Origin of the sequence: Kribbella caucasensis (assembly GCF_004361855.1) — a bacterium.
GTDB lineage: Bacteria > Actinomycetota > Actinomycetes > Propionibacteriales > Kribbellaceae > Kribbella > Kribbella caucasensis.
Genome location: NZ_SNWQ01000004.1, coordinates 72456 through 87148, shown reverse-complemented (window position 1 = coordinate 87148; position 14693 = coordinate 72456). Strand labels below are relative to the sequence as shown.

Here is a 14693-nt window from a genome sequence, read left to right as displayed (position 1 = left end):
GGTTCAGGTGACACGGGGCCAGCCGTCTGAGCCCCATTGGATCCGCCGTAGGCCGAGCCGGAAGTCCCCGCCAGCCTGGACGTCGTAGTAGTGGTGCGCCAGCCAGCCGCCGTACACGGACTGGCCACCCGGACCGGCCATCGAACCGGATCCGGACAGGATCACCGTGCCGCCGCCCTGCAGCATCGGAGTACCGGACTGGTCGACGTACGGGCCGGTGACGTTGCGGGAACGGCCGACGATGATCTTGTACGTGCTGTCCGACCCGCGGCAACAGAAGTCGAACGAGACGAACAGGTAGTACCAGTCACCACGCCGGACGACGTACGGAGCCTCGATCGCGTTCGGTGGGACGCGGCGGTCGGCCAGTCGGAGCGGCGCACCCTGGGACGGCGCGGCCAGACCGGACGGCCACTGCAGCCGGATCATCCGGATCCCACTCCAGAAGGAACCGAACGCCATCCATGGTGTCCCGTCGCGATCGACCACGACACCCGGGTCGATCGCGTTGTAGTCGTCAGTGGTCACCGAGCGGTGCACGAGGCCCCGGTCGACCCACCGGTACGACGGGTCGGTGCGGTCCAGCGTCGTGTTGGTGGCGAGCGCGATCGCGGAGTGGTTCGAGCCGAACGTGGACGCCGAGTAGTACAGGTAGAAGGTCCCGTCGCGCTCGATCACGTCGGGTGCCCAGAGGTTCGACACACCTGGGACCTCCGCCTGCAACCACGCGGGAATCCCGTCGAAGACCGTCCCGTCGGTGATCCAGTGCTTGCCGTCCGTCGACCTACGGATCTGTATTGCGCCGCCCGCTACCGCAGGGTCTCCGGTCGAGAAGACGTACCAGTCGGAGCCGTCGCGAATCAGCGCAGGGTCATGGGTGCGCAGATCACCACTCAAGGCCGGGGCGTTGCGCGCAGGCTGGTCGGCCGGCGCAGACCGGGCCTGCGCAGTACCGGTGAACAGCAACAGGAAGGCCGCAACCAGCGCGGCGACCCGCCTCATCCCTTGATCCCCGCGTCGCCCACACCACGGACGACCTGCCGCTGGAACAGGGCGAAGACGACCAGCAAGGGGAGCCCGCCGAGCACGGCCGACGCCATGATCTGCGCGTACCGCAGCCCGTACGACCCCTGTACGTTTGCCAGCCCCACCGGGATCGTCATCATCGCCGGATCAGTGGTCACGATGAACGGCCAGAGGAAGTTGTTCCAGGCCCCGATGAAGGTGAAGATCGCGACCGCGCCGAGCACCGGCCGCGACATCGGCACCATCACGCTCCAGACGATCCGCAACCGGGTCGCGCCGTCCACCCGGGCGGCGTCCTCGTAGTCGCGGGAGACGCCGTCGAAGAACTTCTTCAGCACGAACACCATCACCGGCGCGACCACCTGCGGCAGCACGATCCCCCAGTACGTGTCAACCAGACCGAGACCGGTCATCTCCTGGAACAACGGCACGATCAGCACCTGCGGCGGCACCAGGATGCCCGCGATCAGGATCCCGAACAGCACTCGCCGGCCGGGGAACGTCGTCCGGGAGAACCCGTACGCCGCGAGCGTGGAAACCACGAGCGTCAAGGTGGTCACCAGGCACGCCACGATGGTGCTGTTCAGGAACCAGCGCAGGATCGAACCCTGATCCAGCACGTTCCGGTACGCGTCGATGGTCGGTGCCCCCGGCAACCACGTGATCGGCGTCTGAGTGGTCTCGGGTTCCGGCTTGAGCGACGTGTCGATCGCCCACAGCAACGGAACCAGCCAGAGCAGCGCGAGCAGCACGGAGCCGACCGTGATCGCGACCTTGGCAAACGTGAAGCGGGGTTGAACCGGTCCGCTGCCCCGCGAAAACCGTGAAGCCCGTGAAGCCCGTGAAGACAGGGTGAGCGTGGCCATCAGTTCGCCTCCTTCCGGCCGCCGAACAGCCTGAACTGGGCGATCGAGACGATCACGATCACCAGGAAGAACATGTACGAGATCGCCGACGCGTAGCCGATCCGGTAACTGGTGAAGCCGTTCTCGTAGATGTACTGGATGATCGGCCGGGTCGCGTAGTTCGGGCCGCCGTCGGTCATCAGGTAGATCTGGTCGAAGATCTTCAGCGACGCGACCAGCTGCAGTACGACGATCAGCCCGGTGGTCCGGCTCATCAGCGGCAGCGTGATCCGGAACAACTGCTGCCGTCCGCTCGCGCCGTCGATCGCGGCCGCCTCGTAGACCTGGTCCGGAATCCCTTGCAGGGCGGCGAGATAGAGCAGGAAGTTGAACCCCACGGTCCACCAGACCGTGGTGATCACAACCGCCAGCATGGCCCGGTTCTCGGTGTTCAGCCAGTCGATCTCGGCGGACCCGCCGGCGGTCAGCAGCCCGTTCACCAGGCCGAAGCCGGGCTGGTAGATCCACACCCAGATCAGGGTGACGACGGTCGCCGGCATGACGAACGGAGCGAAGTACGAGAATCGCAGGAACCAGCCGAGCAGGCCTTTGCGGTTGGCGAGCAGCGCCATCACCAGGGCGATGATCACCAGCGGCGGCGTACTCATAGCGGTGAAGACGAGGGTGTTCTGCAGCGAGTCCCAGACCGCGGGGTCGCCGAACATCTCGCGCCAGTTCGCCAGGCCGAGGAACTCCTGCTGGACTCCGGCCAGGCTGGTGTTGAAGAAGCTGTTCCAGAGTCCGGAGAAGGTGGGCCAGAGCAGGAAGAAGGCGAACAGCACGCCAAACGGCGCTACGAAGAAGAGTCCACCCCACTTCTCGGTCCAGGGCGGCCCATTTCTGGGTGGCTGGCGGGTCGGTTGTGGTTCGGTGGTACCGGTACGGGTCGGTGTCTGAACGGCCATCGGGGTCAGCTCCTGTCAGACCGGGGACGGGGTGTCGAGCAGCTTCCGGGTGGCGGCCTTGAACTGGTCGAGCGCCGCTTTCGGCGTCATCCGGCCCGCGTACACCCCCGAGAAGGCGGCCCCCGCTTCGTTCTGCAACTGGGCACCCGATCCGCTGAACCACGCGTCCGGGTCGAACAGCACGTCCGGCGCGACCGACCGGTACTCGGCCTGCGGTTTGAGGTTCAGGTACTCCGGGCTGGCGACCACCGGCTGGTATGCCGGGATGTGGCCGCCGGCAGCCCATTCGGCGCTGTTCTTGAGCATCCAGGCGATGTACTCGACCGTGGCCTCGGTGTCCTTGGTACTCCGGTCCGCCTGGTGCGGCATCACGAACGTGTGTGCGTCGCCGGCGAACTTCGGCACGTCGTACACGACCGGGAACGGCGCCATGCTGAACGGCATCTTCGCGGTCTGGTACGTCGTCACCTCCCACTCGCCGTTGAAGCTCAGACCCGCGTCACCGTTGGTGAACTGCGCGACCAGCGACGGGTAGTCGGAGGACTTCGGGGTCAGGCCGTCGGCCGCGAGTTTCGCCATCAGTTCCAGGGCCTCGATCGCCTTGGCGTCGTCGATGATCAGCTGGGTGCCGGACTCGTCGAAGAACTTGCCCTCGAGCTGGCCGTAGAGGGTCCACCAGAGCCTCCACGGGTTGGTCGTCTCGACCGATGCGCCGAACTTGCCGGTGACCTCCTTGACCGCTCGCAGCATGTCGAGGAACGCGTCCACGCCTTTGACGGTCTTGATCCGGCCGTCGGGACCGAGCAGGCCGGCCTGCTGGCAGATCTCGGTGTTGTAGTAGAGGACGAACGGGTGCGAGTCGAGCGGTACGGCGTACAGTTGGCCGTCGACCTGACAGCGGCTCCAGGTGTCGGGGATGAAGTCCTGCTCGGTGATGCCGGCCTTCGCGAGCAGGTCGACCGGGATCGGATCGAGCATCGTGGTCGGGCTGAATCCCTTCAGCCGGGACAGGTGCAGCGTCGCGACCTCGGGTGCACGGCCACCGGCGGCGGACATCGCCAGCTTGGTGTAGAACGGCGGGCCCCAGGCGAGCGTGTACGCCTCGAACGCGATGTCCTTGTGCTCGGCAACGAACTTGTCGTGGATCTGCAGCAGCCGGGCGCCGTCGCCGCCGCCGAACAGGTTCCATTCGCGGACGCGGGCGTCCCGGCTGAAGGTGCCGCAGCCGGTCAGGGTGGTGGCGCCGGCCAGGCCGAGTGCGCCGGCGAGCAGAGTTCTTCGGGTCGGTCTTCCGGGCGGTGGGGGTGGGGCGGCATGGGGCATCGACGTGTCCTCCCGGCGGGTGGTGGATCACGGTTGGGGGGCAGGGCTTGGGGACGCACCAGCTCCAGGGTGAGGACCGCCGGTACGGTTTCTACATCGGTGTTCTACATCGGTGTAGAAGGATGATGCCCGGACCCCGCGCAGGGGTCAAGAGGTTGGGGTCGGTCAGCGTCCGGTTGTGGACTCGCGGACGTGCAGCTCGTACTTCGCGACGATCTCCTGGTGGTCGGAGTCGTCGCCGTTCATCCGCTTCACCAGCAGCTCGACCGCGGTGGTGGCAATCTGGGCGCGGCCGGGGTCGACCGTGGTCAGGCTCGGGGTGCTGTAGGACGCCTCGTCGATATCATCGAACCCGGCGACCGCGACGTCGTCCGGGACCCGGATGCCGCGCTTGATCAGCACCCGGAGTGCGCCGAGCGCGAGCGTGTCGTTCAGGCCGAGCACGGCGTCGAACTTCGCCCCGGACGCGAGCAGCGTCTCCATCGCCTGGGCGCCGGTGTCCCGATGCCACTTCCCGGCCGGGATCGCGAGCTTCTGGATCGGCCGGACGCCGGCGTCGGCCAGTGCGGTGGCGTACGCGTCGTACCGGATCGCGGCCGTGCCGACCTTCTCGCCGTGGTGGACGCCGAGCACCGCGATCCGGCGCCGGCCGGTGTCCAGGAGGTGCTGTACGGCTGCCCGGGTGCCGGTGACGTTGTCGATCATCACGTGGTCGACCGGGCTGTGGAAGATCCGCTCACCGAGCAGGACCATCGGGTGCTGGGTGCGCAGCTGCTCGGAATCGTCAGGGCCGAGCGCGAGCGGGCTGTACAGCATGCCGTCGACGAGGTGGCCGCGCGGCCGGGCGAGGGCGGCGAGTTCGCGTTCGCGGACGGCGCCGGTCTGCTCGATCATCACCGTCAGGCCGTGCTTCTCGGCGGCCGTGATCACCGCGTCGGCCAGCTCGGCGAAGTACGGCAGGCTCAGTTCGGGGACGGCCAGGCCGATGATGCCGGTGCGGCCGGACTTCAGGTTCCGGGCCGAGATGTTCAGCTGGTAGCCGAGGGCGTCGATCGAGGCGAGCACACGGCGCCGGGTCTCCTCGCGGATGTACGGGTACCCGCTCATCACGTTGGACACCGTCTTCGGCGACACGCCCGCGTGCCCGGCCACGTCCCGCATGGTCACCGCCACGCCGCCACCTCCGTTCCGCCCGTCAGAACGCAAACGGTAGTCGACCGGACCGTACCTCCAGCACTCATTAACCACGCTGGACTCCCCGTCCCCACGCTCGACCCGGTCGCCGACGGGTGTCTCGCGGCACTTGGTGAGTGCTGCAGATACGAAAGCCCGGACCGCCAGGCCATCACAACGGACCCGATCCGGCCCGGCTGAGCGTGGATGGCGCCGACGGAGCAGCGATTTGATGGCCTGGCGGTCCGCCCTTGCCCTGTGAGGTCAGGCGGCGGAGCGGTCCTGGATCGGGCGGCGGCGGTTGGTGGGGTCGGTCAGGGAGATGGGTCGCCAGGCGCCGTCGGGCTGGTAGAGGTCGGTGCCGGGTGGGACGATCTCGTCGATCCGGTCGAGGGTCTCGTCGTCGAGGGTGAGTTCGGCGCCCTTGAGCAGGGCGTCGAGGTGCTCCATCGTGCGCGGGCCGCTGATCACCGAGGTGACCGCGGGATGGGCGACGACGAACGCCAGCGCGAGTTCGGGCAGTGTGCATCCGATGCCGTCGGCAACCTCCACCAGTTGCTCGAGCGCGTCGAACTTCGCCGCGTTCCCCGGGATCGACGGGTCGAACCGGAACGGGGTGAGCGCAGCCCGGCCGGTCGTGAGGTCGACCGGCTGGTTCTTGCGCACCTTGCCGGACAGGAACCCGGACGCCAGTGGGCTCCAGGTCAGCACGCCCATGTTCAGCCGCGCGCAGGTCGGCAGCACCGAGCGCTCGATCCCGCGGGCGATCAGCGAGTACGGCGGCTGCTCGGTGCGGAACTTCCCGTACCCGCGCCGCTCGGAGACGTGGTACGCCTCGACGATCTCCTCGGCCGGGAACGTGGAGCACCCGAACGCGCGGATCTTGCCCTGCGTGACCAGGTCGGTGAGGGCCGACAGGGTCTCCTCGACATCGGTCTTCGGATCCGGCCGGTGGATCTGGTAAAGGTCGATCCAGTCGGTGTCCAGCCGACGCAGGCTGTCCTCGACCTCCCGGACGATCCAGCGCCGCGAGTTGCCGCTGCGGTTGCGGGTCTCGTCGCTCAGCGGGAAGTGCACCTTGGTGGCGAGTACGACGTCGTCGCGGCGGCCCTTGAGCGCCTTGCCGACGATCTCCTCGGACTCGCCGCGGGAGTACATGTCGGCGGTATCGACGAAGTTGATGCCCTGGTCCAGAGCTGTGTGGATGATCCGGATGCTGTCGTCGTGATCGGGGTTGCCGACCGCGCCGAACATCATCGTGCCGAGGCAGTGCACGCTCACCTCGATACCGGTCCCGCCGAGTGTGCGGTAGCGCATGAAGAAGCTCCTAGGTCCGTGGTTACCCACAGAACATAGGAGCTAGAGCGCCCTCTAGGTCAAGTCACCAAAACTTCCGTTGAACCGGTCCGCGGATCTCCACGTATGGCGGTCATACGAGTTGTTGCCGAAGAGGGTGGAGCGCCATGAAAACGGACGTGGAGACACCTGTGCCTGACCGGGGTGGTGGGGTGGGGAAGGAGTCGAGAGCCGAGCCGCGGCGAGGTGTTCCGGGAGCCGTTGTGCTGCTGGGGTTCGCGATCGTCGGGGCCTTGGTGGCGTTGTCACTGGGGATCTACGGGCGGGTGCATACGCCGACTGGCCGGCCGCTGGCCTTGCTGGTCGGGTTCACCGGATTGACTCCGATGAAGGCGTGGCTTGCGACCGCGGCCGTAGTACTGGGTGTGTTCCAAGTGGTGTCGGCGATGTGGATGTACGGGCGGCTGCCGATCAAGCGGAAGGCGCCTGCGGTGTTGTCGCAGTGGCACCGGTGGAGTGGCGCGATCGCCTTTGTGGCAACACTTCCCGTGGCCTACCACTGCCTGTGGAGTCTCGGGTACAGCACCTTCGACACCAGAGTCGCGCTGCATTCGCTGTTCGGCTGTGCGTTCTACGGCGCGTTCACGACCAAGATGGTCGCTCTGCGGGCCAACAAGTTGCCGGGCTGGGCTCTGCCGATCTCGGGCGGCATGTTGTTCGCCCTGCTCATCGGCGCCTGGGCTACCGCGGGTCTGTGGTACCTCACCCAATCCGGCGTTCCGCTGCGTTGATCGAACAAGGAGACATGACCATGAGCAAATTACAGGTGGAACGCCGGACAGTGCTCCTTGCCGGAGGCGCGGCGGCCACGACCGTAGTACTGACCGGATGCATCGTGCAGCAAGCGCCACCGCCGGCAGCGGGCACCCAGCCGACGAGCAAGGCACCAGTCAAACAGGGGACGACTGGTGCCGCGGCTCTCGCGCAGGTGGCCGACATTCCTGCCGGCGGTGGGGTGATCCTCAAGGACCAGAACGTCGTGCTGACCAAGGACGCGAGTGGCAAGGTCTGTGCGTTCTCGGCGATCTGCACGCACCAGGGCTGCGTGGTGACGGGGGTCGGCGACGGCACGATCAACTGTGCGTGCCACGGCAGCAAGTTCGACGCCACCACGGGTGAACGAGTCGAAGGTCCTGCGCAGAAGCCACTGCCGCCGGTGGCGGTTCAGCAGCGCGACGGCGCGATCTTCCAGGCGTAGGACGGTTGTCATGCTGAAGAGCCTGCCGACCATGCTCTGGGTGATCGGGGCAACGGTTGCGGTCGCTGCGCTGAGCCCGGTCGTCGGCAATGTCGCGACGACCGCGCCGGCCGCAGTACCGCCGCCGGCGTCGGCACAAAGCCCAGCGCCGGCCTCCAAACCACCGCCGTCCGAACCGCAGCCATCCAAACCGCCGTCGGCGGAGGCTGAAGCTCCGGTGATCATCAAACACGGTACGACGAAGCTCGGGCTGGTCGCCGTCGATGCCGACGGCATGACGCTCTACATGTCCGTGCTCGACAGCCGGGATCCGTCGAAGTCCGTCTGTGTGAGCAAGACCTGCCTGGCCGCGTGGAAACCGGTCTACGTGAAGAAGTCCGGCATCGTCGCGGGAGCCGGGGTCAGCCAGGACAAGCTCGGCACGGTCGTCCGGCCGGACGAGGACATCCAGGCGACGCTGAATGGTTGGCCGTTGTATCGCTTCGCCAAGGACACCAAGCCAGGCGACGTCCTCGGCGAAGGCGTGAAGGGCACCTGGCACGTCCTCAGCCCACAAGGTCAGGTGAGCCGGTGAAACACGGGGAGGCGGGCTGTCAGCAGGAGAACGGCGGTGGGGACCGCTGCCCAGATCAGGCGACTGGTCGCCCAGTCGTCGCCGGCGGTGTACGGAAAGATCGGCAGCACCTCGTCGAACGGTCTGGCCAGAGCGACGAACAGAGTGATCCCCACGATCCCGGCCGACAGCGCCCGCGCCGGCCCGGTGGAACCGCGGCACCGCTGCCAGGTCATGTACGCCGAAGCGGCGGCCGCCAGCGCGATGCCTTGCCAGGCGACATCCTCGGCATGGCCGAAGTAGCCGGATCGCGTTTGCTGCAAGGCGATAAGCCAGATCGCGACGAGTGCCAAGGTGCCGGTGGATCGTGCGGTGGTTCGCCAGCGAAGGCTGCGGGGCATGGTGTCGACGAGGGAGGCGGCTGGTTCGTTGAAGCACCAGACGGCGGTTCCCGCGAGCAGGCCGACGGCCGCTCCTTGGAGGGGCCAGAGCGTGTACGGCCAGCGTTCGACCAACAGGAGCAGGCCGATCACCAGGCCCGCGCCGGCTCCAAGGAGTCCCCAGGGCACGGCGCGGGCGGCGTACCGGATCATGACAGACCCGATGGCAACGGGTTGATCATCACGTCCTGCACCCCTGTCGTGATGGCCAGGACGCAGGTGATCACGGCGACCGCGGCGATCACGCCTAGCGCGACGAAGAGCCGGTTGCGGGGGTGTTCGCGATCATGGAGCAGGGCCAGAACGACTCCGAGGGCGCACAGGGCGAGCAGGTAGACGCAGTACCAGTGCGGCGATCCGGTCAGGATCATGATGCGATCGGCGTCACCTGGCACGCCGTACGGGCCGGTGAAATAGGTCCATGGCGCGACGAGGCGGGCGTAGCGCAGCGGCTCGAAAAGGCCTTGCATGATGATGGTTTCGGCCACCACCAGTACGGCGAACAACGGTGCGGCGCCGCGGCGCGGAACCCATCGGGCGAGCAGCAGCCCGAGGACCGGTCCGCCCAGCGACGGAATGAGACCGAGGGCGATCAGGTTCGCGTACGCCCAGCCGTCGGACACGCCGCCGAAGGGCGCTCCGTTGGCAGCCGGCGGCCAGTGCCGGTACGCCCAGATTGCCCAGAGCAACCAAATCAGGCCGGCCGTGAACGGGACGATCATCGCGCAGACCAACGCCATCGTCCGAGTGCGTTCGCTCACGGCGACCGTGCCGGCGGCGGTGGCGACCTGGTCCGACGTACGGGTCAGGGACGCCATCACCAGCAGGCCGATCACGCCGAGGCCGGCGGCCGGGGCGATCACATTGCCGAGCGACGAACTGAAGCCGTCGGGCTTGCCGATCGAGGACGAGGCCACGAGGACGACGCCGACAAGGAAAAGCGGATGCCTCGCGTAGCGGGCAGTCTCTTTGCCGGCCAACTGGGTCAGCATGGACTCGGTCCGGGCGGGCGTGAACGGGACTGCCGCGGTGTTCATCGCACCTCTCCGATCTTGGTCGCGCCAGTGATCTCGCTGCGGACCAGCAGGTAGGCATCTTCGACGGCGACGTCGGCCGGGCGGCTGCCTGGAGCCGGGACGCCCCCGAGGGAACGGATCTCGCCGGTACCGGTGCGCCAGGACGACAGCGCGCGCGTGTTCGCCTCGGCGCCGACCCAGACCTGACCTTCGGCCAGCCGGATCAACTCGGCGACCGTCCCGTCGAACCGGATCCGTCCCTCGTCCAGGATGATGACCCGGTCGCACAACGCCGAGACGTCCTCGGTCTGGTGGGTGGCCAGCAGCACGGAGCCGCGGTTGGCGTACGACGAGAGGATGCCGCGGAGCGAGGCGCGCTGTTCGGGGTCCAGCCCGGTCGTGGGTTCGTCGAGGACGACCAGGTCCGGGTCGCCCATCAACGCCTGCGCGAGGGCGAGGCGGCGACGCTGTCCGCCGGACAACGCGGACACCCGCTTGGTCCGGCGGTCCGCCAGCCCGACCAGGCCGAGTACGCGGATCACCTCTCGGTGCCGGGTGTCGCGGTCCTTCCACTCCTTGAGGACGGCGATGTAGTCGAGGAAGCCGAAGCTCATCATCCGTCGCGGGATACCGACCTCCTGAGGCAGGTAGCTCAGCCGCCGGCGGGCGGCGGTCCGCTCGGCGATTCCGCCGGTGACCAGGTGGCCGCTGACCACGATCCGGCCGGACGACGGCGGCATCGCAGTGGCGAGCAGCCGCAGCATGGTGGACTTACCGGCGCCGTTCGGGCCGAGCAGACCGATCACGCCGCGGCCGAAGCCGAGATCGGTCGGGTGCAGGACCTCGGTGCCGTTGTAGGACTTGGTCACGCCGTCGAGGACGGCGATCTGGCTGTTCATGCGTAGCCTCCTGGTGCGTGCCGGGTGGTGATGCGGATGGTGAGGACGGCCAGCGCCAGGAGGGCTGTGACAGCGAAGGCCAGTTGGGCGAAGGGGGTGTCCACCGCGGTGAGCTGGTCGGCGGATCGGAGCAGCCCGACGACGAGCAGCCAGAGGGCCGCGACGACGCCGGCTGTCATCGGTGCGTTCCACCAGGTCAGCAGGGTGAGAGCGAGCAGGGTCAAGGTGAGGGCCGGTAGCAACCAGGTGAAGGCCTCGGCGCCGACGAAGGGCAAAATGAGCCCCGCGATCAGCACGATCGGTAGCGCGACCGCGACGGCCAGAGCCGTTCGCAGCAAGGCGATCCGGAGTTTGCTGAACGGCGTGGCGCTGGCGAGCTCGCGGATCGGGTCCGTGGAGTCGTACGCCGCGGCCACGGTGATTGCCGGGAGCAACGGAGCGACGAGCAGGTAGAAGGCGCGCTGTTCGGTCGGTGACAGCATGCTCCCGCCGACACCGATGACGAACGCGCCGACGAGCGAGAGCAGCCAGGGCCGGTAGAGCGAGGTGGACGACCGGAGGATCACCGCATCCGTCTCGGTGAGTCCGAGCCGCTGCAGAAACCGGAGCGGCCATGGCAGCTTGGGCCGGGCCGTCGCGGTGACCACGCCTGCCCAGATCTCGTCGAGTGTCGGCTGGGGCGCCTGCTCGGAGGCGAGGGCCTGGCAGTCCGCGCAGGTCAGGACGTGCGCTTCCACCGCCGCCTGACGAGCGAGGTCGAGATCACCGGTGACGTAGCGGTCCAGCAGTTCGGAACCGAGGTGCCAGTCCATCAGATCCTCCCGTCCCGGGCCGGCATCAGCCGTTCCCGTAGCTGGACCTTGGCCACCCGGAGGCGGCTCTTGACCGTGCCCTGCGGAAGCCCGAGCAACTTGGCCGCCTCCTTGGCGGTGAGACCGTCGATCACTGTCGCCTGGACGGTGGCGCGGAGTTCGGGCGGCAGGGTTCGGAGGGCCCAGCCGACATCGCCGTACTCGACTCCGAGCAGCAGCTCGTCCTCGGCGCTGTGGACGAGTGGGGTGGCCGCGCTGATCACCTCGTCGCCGAGTGGATCCGCGGCCGGGCGACCGCGGAGCGCGGAGACCAGGCGGCGGATCGAGATGCCCCAGAGCCAGGCCGCCACATCGCCCTCGCCGCGGTACCGGCCCGCGGACTTCCAGACGGCGACGAACGTGTCCTGCAACGCGCCGGCGACCAGGTCGGGGTTGCCGCAGCGGCGCTTCAAGCGGAGGAGGAGCCAGCCGGCGTGCCGTTCGTAGAGTTGCCGGAGCGCCGCCTCGTCACCCGCGGCGATGTTCCGCAGGAGATCCGAGTCGGTCGGCGTGCTCATACCCTTACTGTCGCAACGGATCGTCAGATCGGATCGAGATGATTTTCCGTGCTTGCGGAGTTGCTTGGTGTGATCTTGGCCGGGGTGGTTGTGGCCGGTGTGGTGAACCAGCGGAGGATAGGGCGACGTACTGTCCGTGAGCTGGGGAGCTGAGCCGATGACGTCTGTGTCCGATTACGCGCACCTGTGGGAGGCGCAGCCGGGGTGGTTGAACACGGCTTCGTACGGGCTGCCGCCGCGCCCGGCCTGGGAGGCGTTGCAGGCGGCGCTCGCGGACTGGCATGTGGGCGCGACCAGCTGGGAGCCGTGGGACGAGTCGACCACCCGGGCGCGGGAGTCGTTCGCGCGGCTGATCGGTGCGCCGGCCGCGGACGTGTTCGTCGGCAGTACGGTCGCCGCGGGCGTGGCGCCGATTGCGGCCGCGTTGCCGGACGGCGCGAAGGTGCTCGTCGACGATGTCGAGTTCACCTCGAACGTGTTCCCGTGGCAGGCACACGCCGACCGTGGCGTCGAGGTGGTGTCCGCGCCGACAGCCGAGCTGATTCAAGCGATTCGGCCGGGCATCGATCTGGTTGCCGTGAGTGCGGTCCAGTCCGCGACCGGCGACGTACTGGACCTCCCGGCGGTCGTTGCCGCGAGCAAGGAAATCGGCGCGTTGCTGGTGCTCGATGCGAGCCAGGCGGCGGGATGGTTGCCGTTGGACGTTCGCGGCGTGGACGCGTTGATCGCGCACACGTACAAGTGGTTGATGTCGCCACGCGGCGCGACCCTCGGCTACCTCTCACCCGAACTCCAGGAGCGCTGCCGGCCGATCTTCGCCAACTGGTACGCGGGCAACGACCGGCACAGCTCGTACTACGGGACGCGGATGGATCTGGCTCCCGACGCGCGGCGGTTCGACCAGTCGCCGGCCTGGTTCAGCTTCGTCGGGGCGGCACCGGCGCTGGAGTTGCTCGAACAGATCGGCATCCCGGCGATCCACGAGCACAACCTCGCCCTGGCCAACGAGTTCCGGGCCGGCCTCGGTCTGCCGCCCAGCAACTCCGCGATCGTGTCCACCAGCTTCCCGGGCGCTGACGAGGCGTTCAAAGCCGCCAACATCCGGGCCGCCGTCCGCAACGGCAACCTCCGTGCGTCCTTCCACGTCTACAGCACCTCGGCTGATGTCGAGCTCGCACTCCGCGCCCTCAAGAACATCTGACCCGGTGAGCTAGACCCAGCTCTAGCTCATCGGGTTAGGGTGGCGGGTATGAGCGAGGGGTTGAGCATCGGGCAGGTGTCGGAGCGGACCGGGCTCAGCGTGCACGCGCTGCGGTTCTACGAGCGGGAGGGGATCCTGGCGGACCGAGTACGCCGGGAGTCGAACGGCCGTCGCGTCTACAGCGAGGACGATGTGGACTGGCTGGAGATGTGCATCAAGTTCCGCTCGTCCGGGATGCCGCTCGACACCATCCGCCGCTACACCGATCTGGTCCGCCAGGGCCCCGGCAACGAACACGACCGGCTCGCCCTGCTCCGTGGCCACCAGGAACACATCCAGACCCAGCTCGCCGAACTCACCGAGTGCCTCAACGTCATCACCCACAAGGTCGAGATCTATTCCGACCGCCTGGCCCAAGGCACCGCCGACTGTCTCTGGGTCGCCCCGTCGACATTGCATCCGGACCAGGCGGACCAGGCAGTCTGAGTTGGTGCGCGAATCACTCGCGCACCAACTCGCAGTACTTGTTGCGACTTATTGCGGCGGCAGGTCGAACTCCTGGTTGCTGGTGCGGAGGAGTGCGTAGCTGGCGCCGGCGAATCCGGCGGCCGCAACGAGCAGACCGACGCCGGCGACCACGTGGGTGGGCATGAACGGGTGGGTGAAGCCGCCGACTGCCAGCGCGATGCCCATCCAGGCCGGCGCGACCCGGCTCTTCCACAGGGCGAGCCCGAGCAGCAACAGGCCGAACGTGACGCCGATGATGAACAGCAGGCCGGAGATCAGGAAGATCGGGTTCTCCTCCATCGCCTTGGCAAGCTTGCCGACGGTCGTGACGTCGAGGCCTTCCTTCACCGTGAGGCTGGCCAGCGACACCGTGCCGGGCAGGTTGCCGAGGCCCGCGCAGAACCCGGTGAGTGCCAGCAGGGCGCCGGCCGTGGTCAGCCGTGGAGCACCGCGCCGGGCCACCCAGACCACGGCGAACGTAGCTGGGATGAGCAACGTCACGAACGGGATCTGGATCCACTCCAGCAGGCTCACCCGGTCACCGTGGGCGACGGCGGCGGCGACGCTCTCGTCGAACGGAGCGTTGCCGCTGGTCGGGCTCAGCAGGTAGTAGATGCCGTTGGCGAGCATCGGTAGCGGAGCGATGATCGCGAGCAGGATCCGCCAGAAGCCGCGCACGTCGCGGAGCGGTTTCCGGGTGGTCGCCGCTGCCGCGGCACTGGTGGTCGACATGGGGACTCCTCGAATCGATGGTTGCTTGCCGATTCAGCGTGTGGCGGACCTGCCCCTGGTTCGCAGAGTGCTGACCCACCCTCTGGCGGT

At 67.9% G+C, this 14693-nt stretch carries 17 protein-coding genes; 5 read left to right on the top strand and 12 right to left on the bottom strand.

Annotated features, from left to right (window positions below):
* Positions 1-3 precede the first annotated feature (3 nt).
* From EV643_RS10375 to EV643_RS10350, 6 genes are all read right to left on the bottom strand, one after another.
* Positions 4-1002 (bottom strand): arabinan endo-1,5-alpha-L-arabinosidase, encoded by a 999-nt coding sequence (locus EV643_RS10375; protein WP_133799795.1) that lies wholly within the window; start codon positions 1000-1002, stop codon positions 4-6.
* The gene (locus EV643_RS10370; RefSeq protein ID WP_133799794.1) at positions 999-1892 is read right to left on the bottom strand and encodes a carbohydrate ABC transporter permease; all 894 of its coding nucleotides are present in this window, start codon (positions 1890-1892) and stop codon (positions 999-1001) included. Before EV643_RS10370 ends, EV643_RS10375 begins: the two co-directional genes overlap by 4 nt.
* Entirely contained in the window at positions 1892-2836 is a 945-nt protein-coding gene (locus EV643_RS10365) for a carbohydrate ABC transporter permease (RefSeq protein ID WP_133799793.1), read from the bottom strand. The genes EV643_RS10370 and EV643_RS10365 overlap by 1 nt, the downstream gene beginning before the upstream one ends.
* A gap of 15 nt (positions 2837-2851) precedes the next feature.
* Positions 2852-4159, bottom strand: a complete 1308-nt coding sequence (locus EV643_RS10360) for an extracellular solute-binding protein (protein ID WP_133799792.1) — start codon at positions 4157-4159, stop codon at positions 2852-2854.
* A gap of 165 nt (positions 4160-4324) precedes the next feature.
* A complete protein-coding gene (locus tag EV643_RS10355) occupies positions 4325-5332 on the bottom strand; it encodes a LacI family DNA-binding transcriptional regulator (protein WP_133799791.1) in 1008 nt (335 codons plus the stop codon).
* 264 nt (positions 5333-5596) lie between these two features.
* Complete coding sequence (locus tag EV643_RS10350) at positions 5597-6649, bottom strand: aldo/keto reductase (RefSeq protein ID WP_133799790.1); 1053 nt, start codon at positions 6647-6649, stop codon at positions 5597-5599.
* A 146-nt stretch (positions 6650-6795) separates the two neighbouring features.
* Here EV643_RS10350 and EV643_RS10345 point away from each other — a divergent pair, with 146 nt between their 5' ends.
* From EV643_RS10345 to EV643_RS10335, 3 genes are read left to right on the top strand one after another with little or no spacing between them, the layout of a single operon-like run.
* Complete coding sequence (locus tag EV643_RS10345; protein WP_238165484.1) at positions 6796-7419, top strand: DUF6529 family protein; 624 nt, start codon at positions 6796-6798, stop codon at positions 7417-7419.
* 20 nt (positions 7420-7439) lie between these two features.
* Entirely contained in the window at positions 7440-7886 is a 447-nt protein-coding gene (locus tag EV643_RS10340) for a Rieske (2Fe-2S) protein (protein WP_238165483.1), read from the top strand.
* Between the two features lie 10 nt (positions 7887-7896).
* Positions 7897-8460, top strand: a complete 564-nt coding sequence (locus EV643_RS10335; RefSeq protein ID WP_133799788.1) for a COG4315 family predicted lipoprotein — start codon at positions 7897-7899, stop codon at positions 8458-8460.
* Here EV643_RS10335 and EV643_RS10330 read toward each other — a convergent pair.
* The 5 genes from EV643_RS10330 to EV643_RS10310 are packed head-to-tail and all read right to left on the bottom strand — an operon-like array spanning position 8445 to position 12163.
* Positions 8445-9032, bottom strand: a complete 588-nt coding sequence (locus tag EV643_RS10330) for a hypothetical protein (RefSeq protein ID WP_133799787.1) — start codon at positions 9030-9032, stop codon at positions 8445-8447. The genes EV643_RS10335 and EV643_RS10330 overlap by 16 nt on opposite strands.
* Positions 9029-9916 (bottom strand): hypothetical protein, encoded by an 888-nt coding sequence (locus EV643_RS10325; protein ID WP_133799786.1) that lies wholly within the window; start codon positions 9914-9916, stop codon positions 9029-9031. Before EV643_RS10325 ends, EV643_RS10330 begins: the two co-directional genes overlap by 4 nt.
* A complete protein-coding gene (locus EV643_RS10320) occupies positions 9913-10794 on the bottom strand; it encodes an ATP-binding cassette domain-containing protein (protein ID WP_133799785.1) in 882 nt (293 codons plus the stop codon). Before EV643_RS10320 ends, EV643_RS10325 begins: the two co-directional genes overlap by 4 nt.
* Entirely contained in the window at positions 10791-11606 is an 816-nt protein-coding gene (locus EV643_RS10315) for a zf-HC2 domain-containing protein (protein WP_133799784.1), read from the bottom strand. Before EV643_RS10315 ends, EV643_RS10320 begins: the two co-directional genes overlap by 4 nt.
* Complete coding sequence (locus EV643_RS10310; RefSeq protein WP_133799783.1) at positions 11606-12163, bottom strand: RNA polymerase sigma factor; 558 nt, start codon at positions 12161-12163, stop codon at positions 11606-11608. Before EV643_RS10310 ends, EV643_RS10315 begins: the two co-directional genes overlap by 1 nt.
* A gap of 157 nt (positions 12164-12320) precedes the next feature.
* Here EV643_RS10310 and EV643_RS10305 point away from each other — a divergent pair, with 157 nt between their 5' ends.
* Together EV643_RS10305 and EV643_RS10300 are read left to right on the top strand one after the other, a co-directional pair.
* The gene (locus tag EV643_RS10305; RefSeq protein ID WP_133799782.1) at positions 12321-13364 is read left to right on the top strand and encodes an aminotransferase class V-fold PLP-dependent enzyme; all 1044 of its coding nucleotides are present in this window, start codon (positions 12321-12323) and stop codon (positions 13362-13364) included.
* Between the two features lie 48 nt (positions 13365-13412).
* A complete protein-coding gene (locus EV643_RS10300) occupies positions 13413-13850 on the top strand; it encodes a MerR family transcriptional regulator (protein ID WP_133799781.1) in 438 nt (145 codons plus the stop codon).
* A 48-nt stretch (positions 13851-13898) separates the two neighbouring features.
* On the opposite strand, the gene EV643_RS10295 is transcribed toward EV643_RS10300, so the two are convergent.
* Positions 13899-14603, bottom strand: a complete 705-nt coding sequence (locus EV643_RS10295; RefSeq protein WP_133799780.1) for a hypothetical protein — start codon at positions 14601-14603, stop codon at positions 13899-13901.
* Positions 14604-14693: the final 90 nt, after the last annotated feature.

Coding starts and splice junctions, on each gene's coding strand:
- EV643_RS10295 (WP_133799780.1), bottom strand. CDS start 14,603: ATGTCGACCACCAGTGCCGCGGCAGCGGCGACCACCCGGAAACCGCTC.
- EV643_RS10375 (WP_133799795.1), bottom strand. CDS start 1,002: ATGAGGCGGGTCGCCGCGCTGGTTGCGGCCTTCCTGTTGCTGTTCACC.
- EV643_RS10345 (WP_238165484.1), top strand. CDS start 6,796: ATGAAAACGGACGTGGAGACACCTGTGCCTGACCGGGGTGGTGGGGTG.
- EV643_RS10330 (WP_133799787.1), bottom strand. CDS start 9,032: ATGATCCGGTACGCCGCCCGCGCCGTGCCCTGGGGACTCCTTGGAGCC.
- EV643_RS10360 (WP_133799792.1), bottom strand. CDS start 4,159: ATGCCCCATGCCGCCCCACCCCCACCGCCCGGAAGACCGACCCGAAGA.
- EV643_RS10325 (WP_133799786.1), bottom strand. CDS start 9,916: ATGAACACCGCGGCAGTCCCGTTCACGCCCGCCCGGACCGAGTCCATG.
- EV643_RS10370 (WP_133799794.1), bottom strand. CDS start 1,892: ATGGCCACGCTCACCCTGTCTTCACGGGCTTCACGGGCTTCACGGTTT.
- EV643_RS10305 (WP_133799782.1), top strand. CDS start 12,321: ATGACGTCTGTGTCCGATTACGCGCACCTGTGGGAGGCGCAGCCGGGG.
- EV643_RS10310 (WP_133799783.1), bottom strand. CDS start 12,163: ATGAGCACGCCGACCGACTCGGATCTCCTGCGGAACATCGCCGCGGGT.
- EV643_RS10315 (WP_133799784.1), bottom strand. CDS start 11,606: ATGGACTGGCACCTCGGTTCCGAACTGCTGGACCGCTACGTCACCGGT.
- EV643_RS10350 (WP_133799790.1), bottom strand. CDS start 6,649: ATGCGCTACCGCACACTCGGCGGGACCGGTATCGAGGTGAGCGTGCAC.
- EV643_RS10340 (WP_238165483.1), top strand. CDS start 7,440: ATGAGCAAATTACAGGTGGAACGCCGGACAGTGCTCCTTGCCGGAGGC.
- EV643_RS10335 (WP_133799788.1), top strand. CDS start 7,897: ATGCTGAAGAGCCTGCCGACCATGCTCTGGGTGATCGGGGCAACGGTT.
- EV643_RS10320 (WP_133799785.1), bottom strand. CDS start 10,794: ATGAACAGCCAGATCGCCGTCCTCGACGGCGTGACCAAGTCCTACAAC.
- EV643_RS10300 (WP_133799781.1), top strand. CDS start 13,413: ATGAGCGAGGGGTTGAGCATCGGGCAGGTGTCGGAGCGGACCGGGCTC.
- EV643_RS10365 (WP_133799793.1), bottom strand. CDS start 2,836: ATGGCCGTTCAGACACCGACCCGTACCGGTACCACCGAACCACAACCG.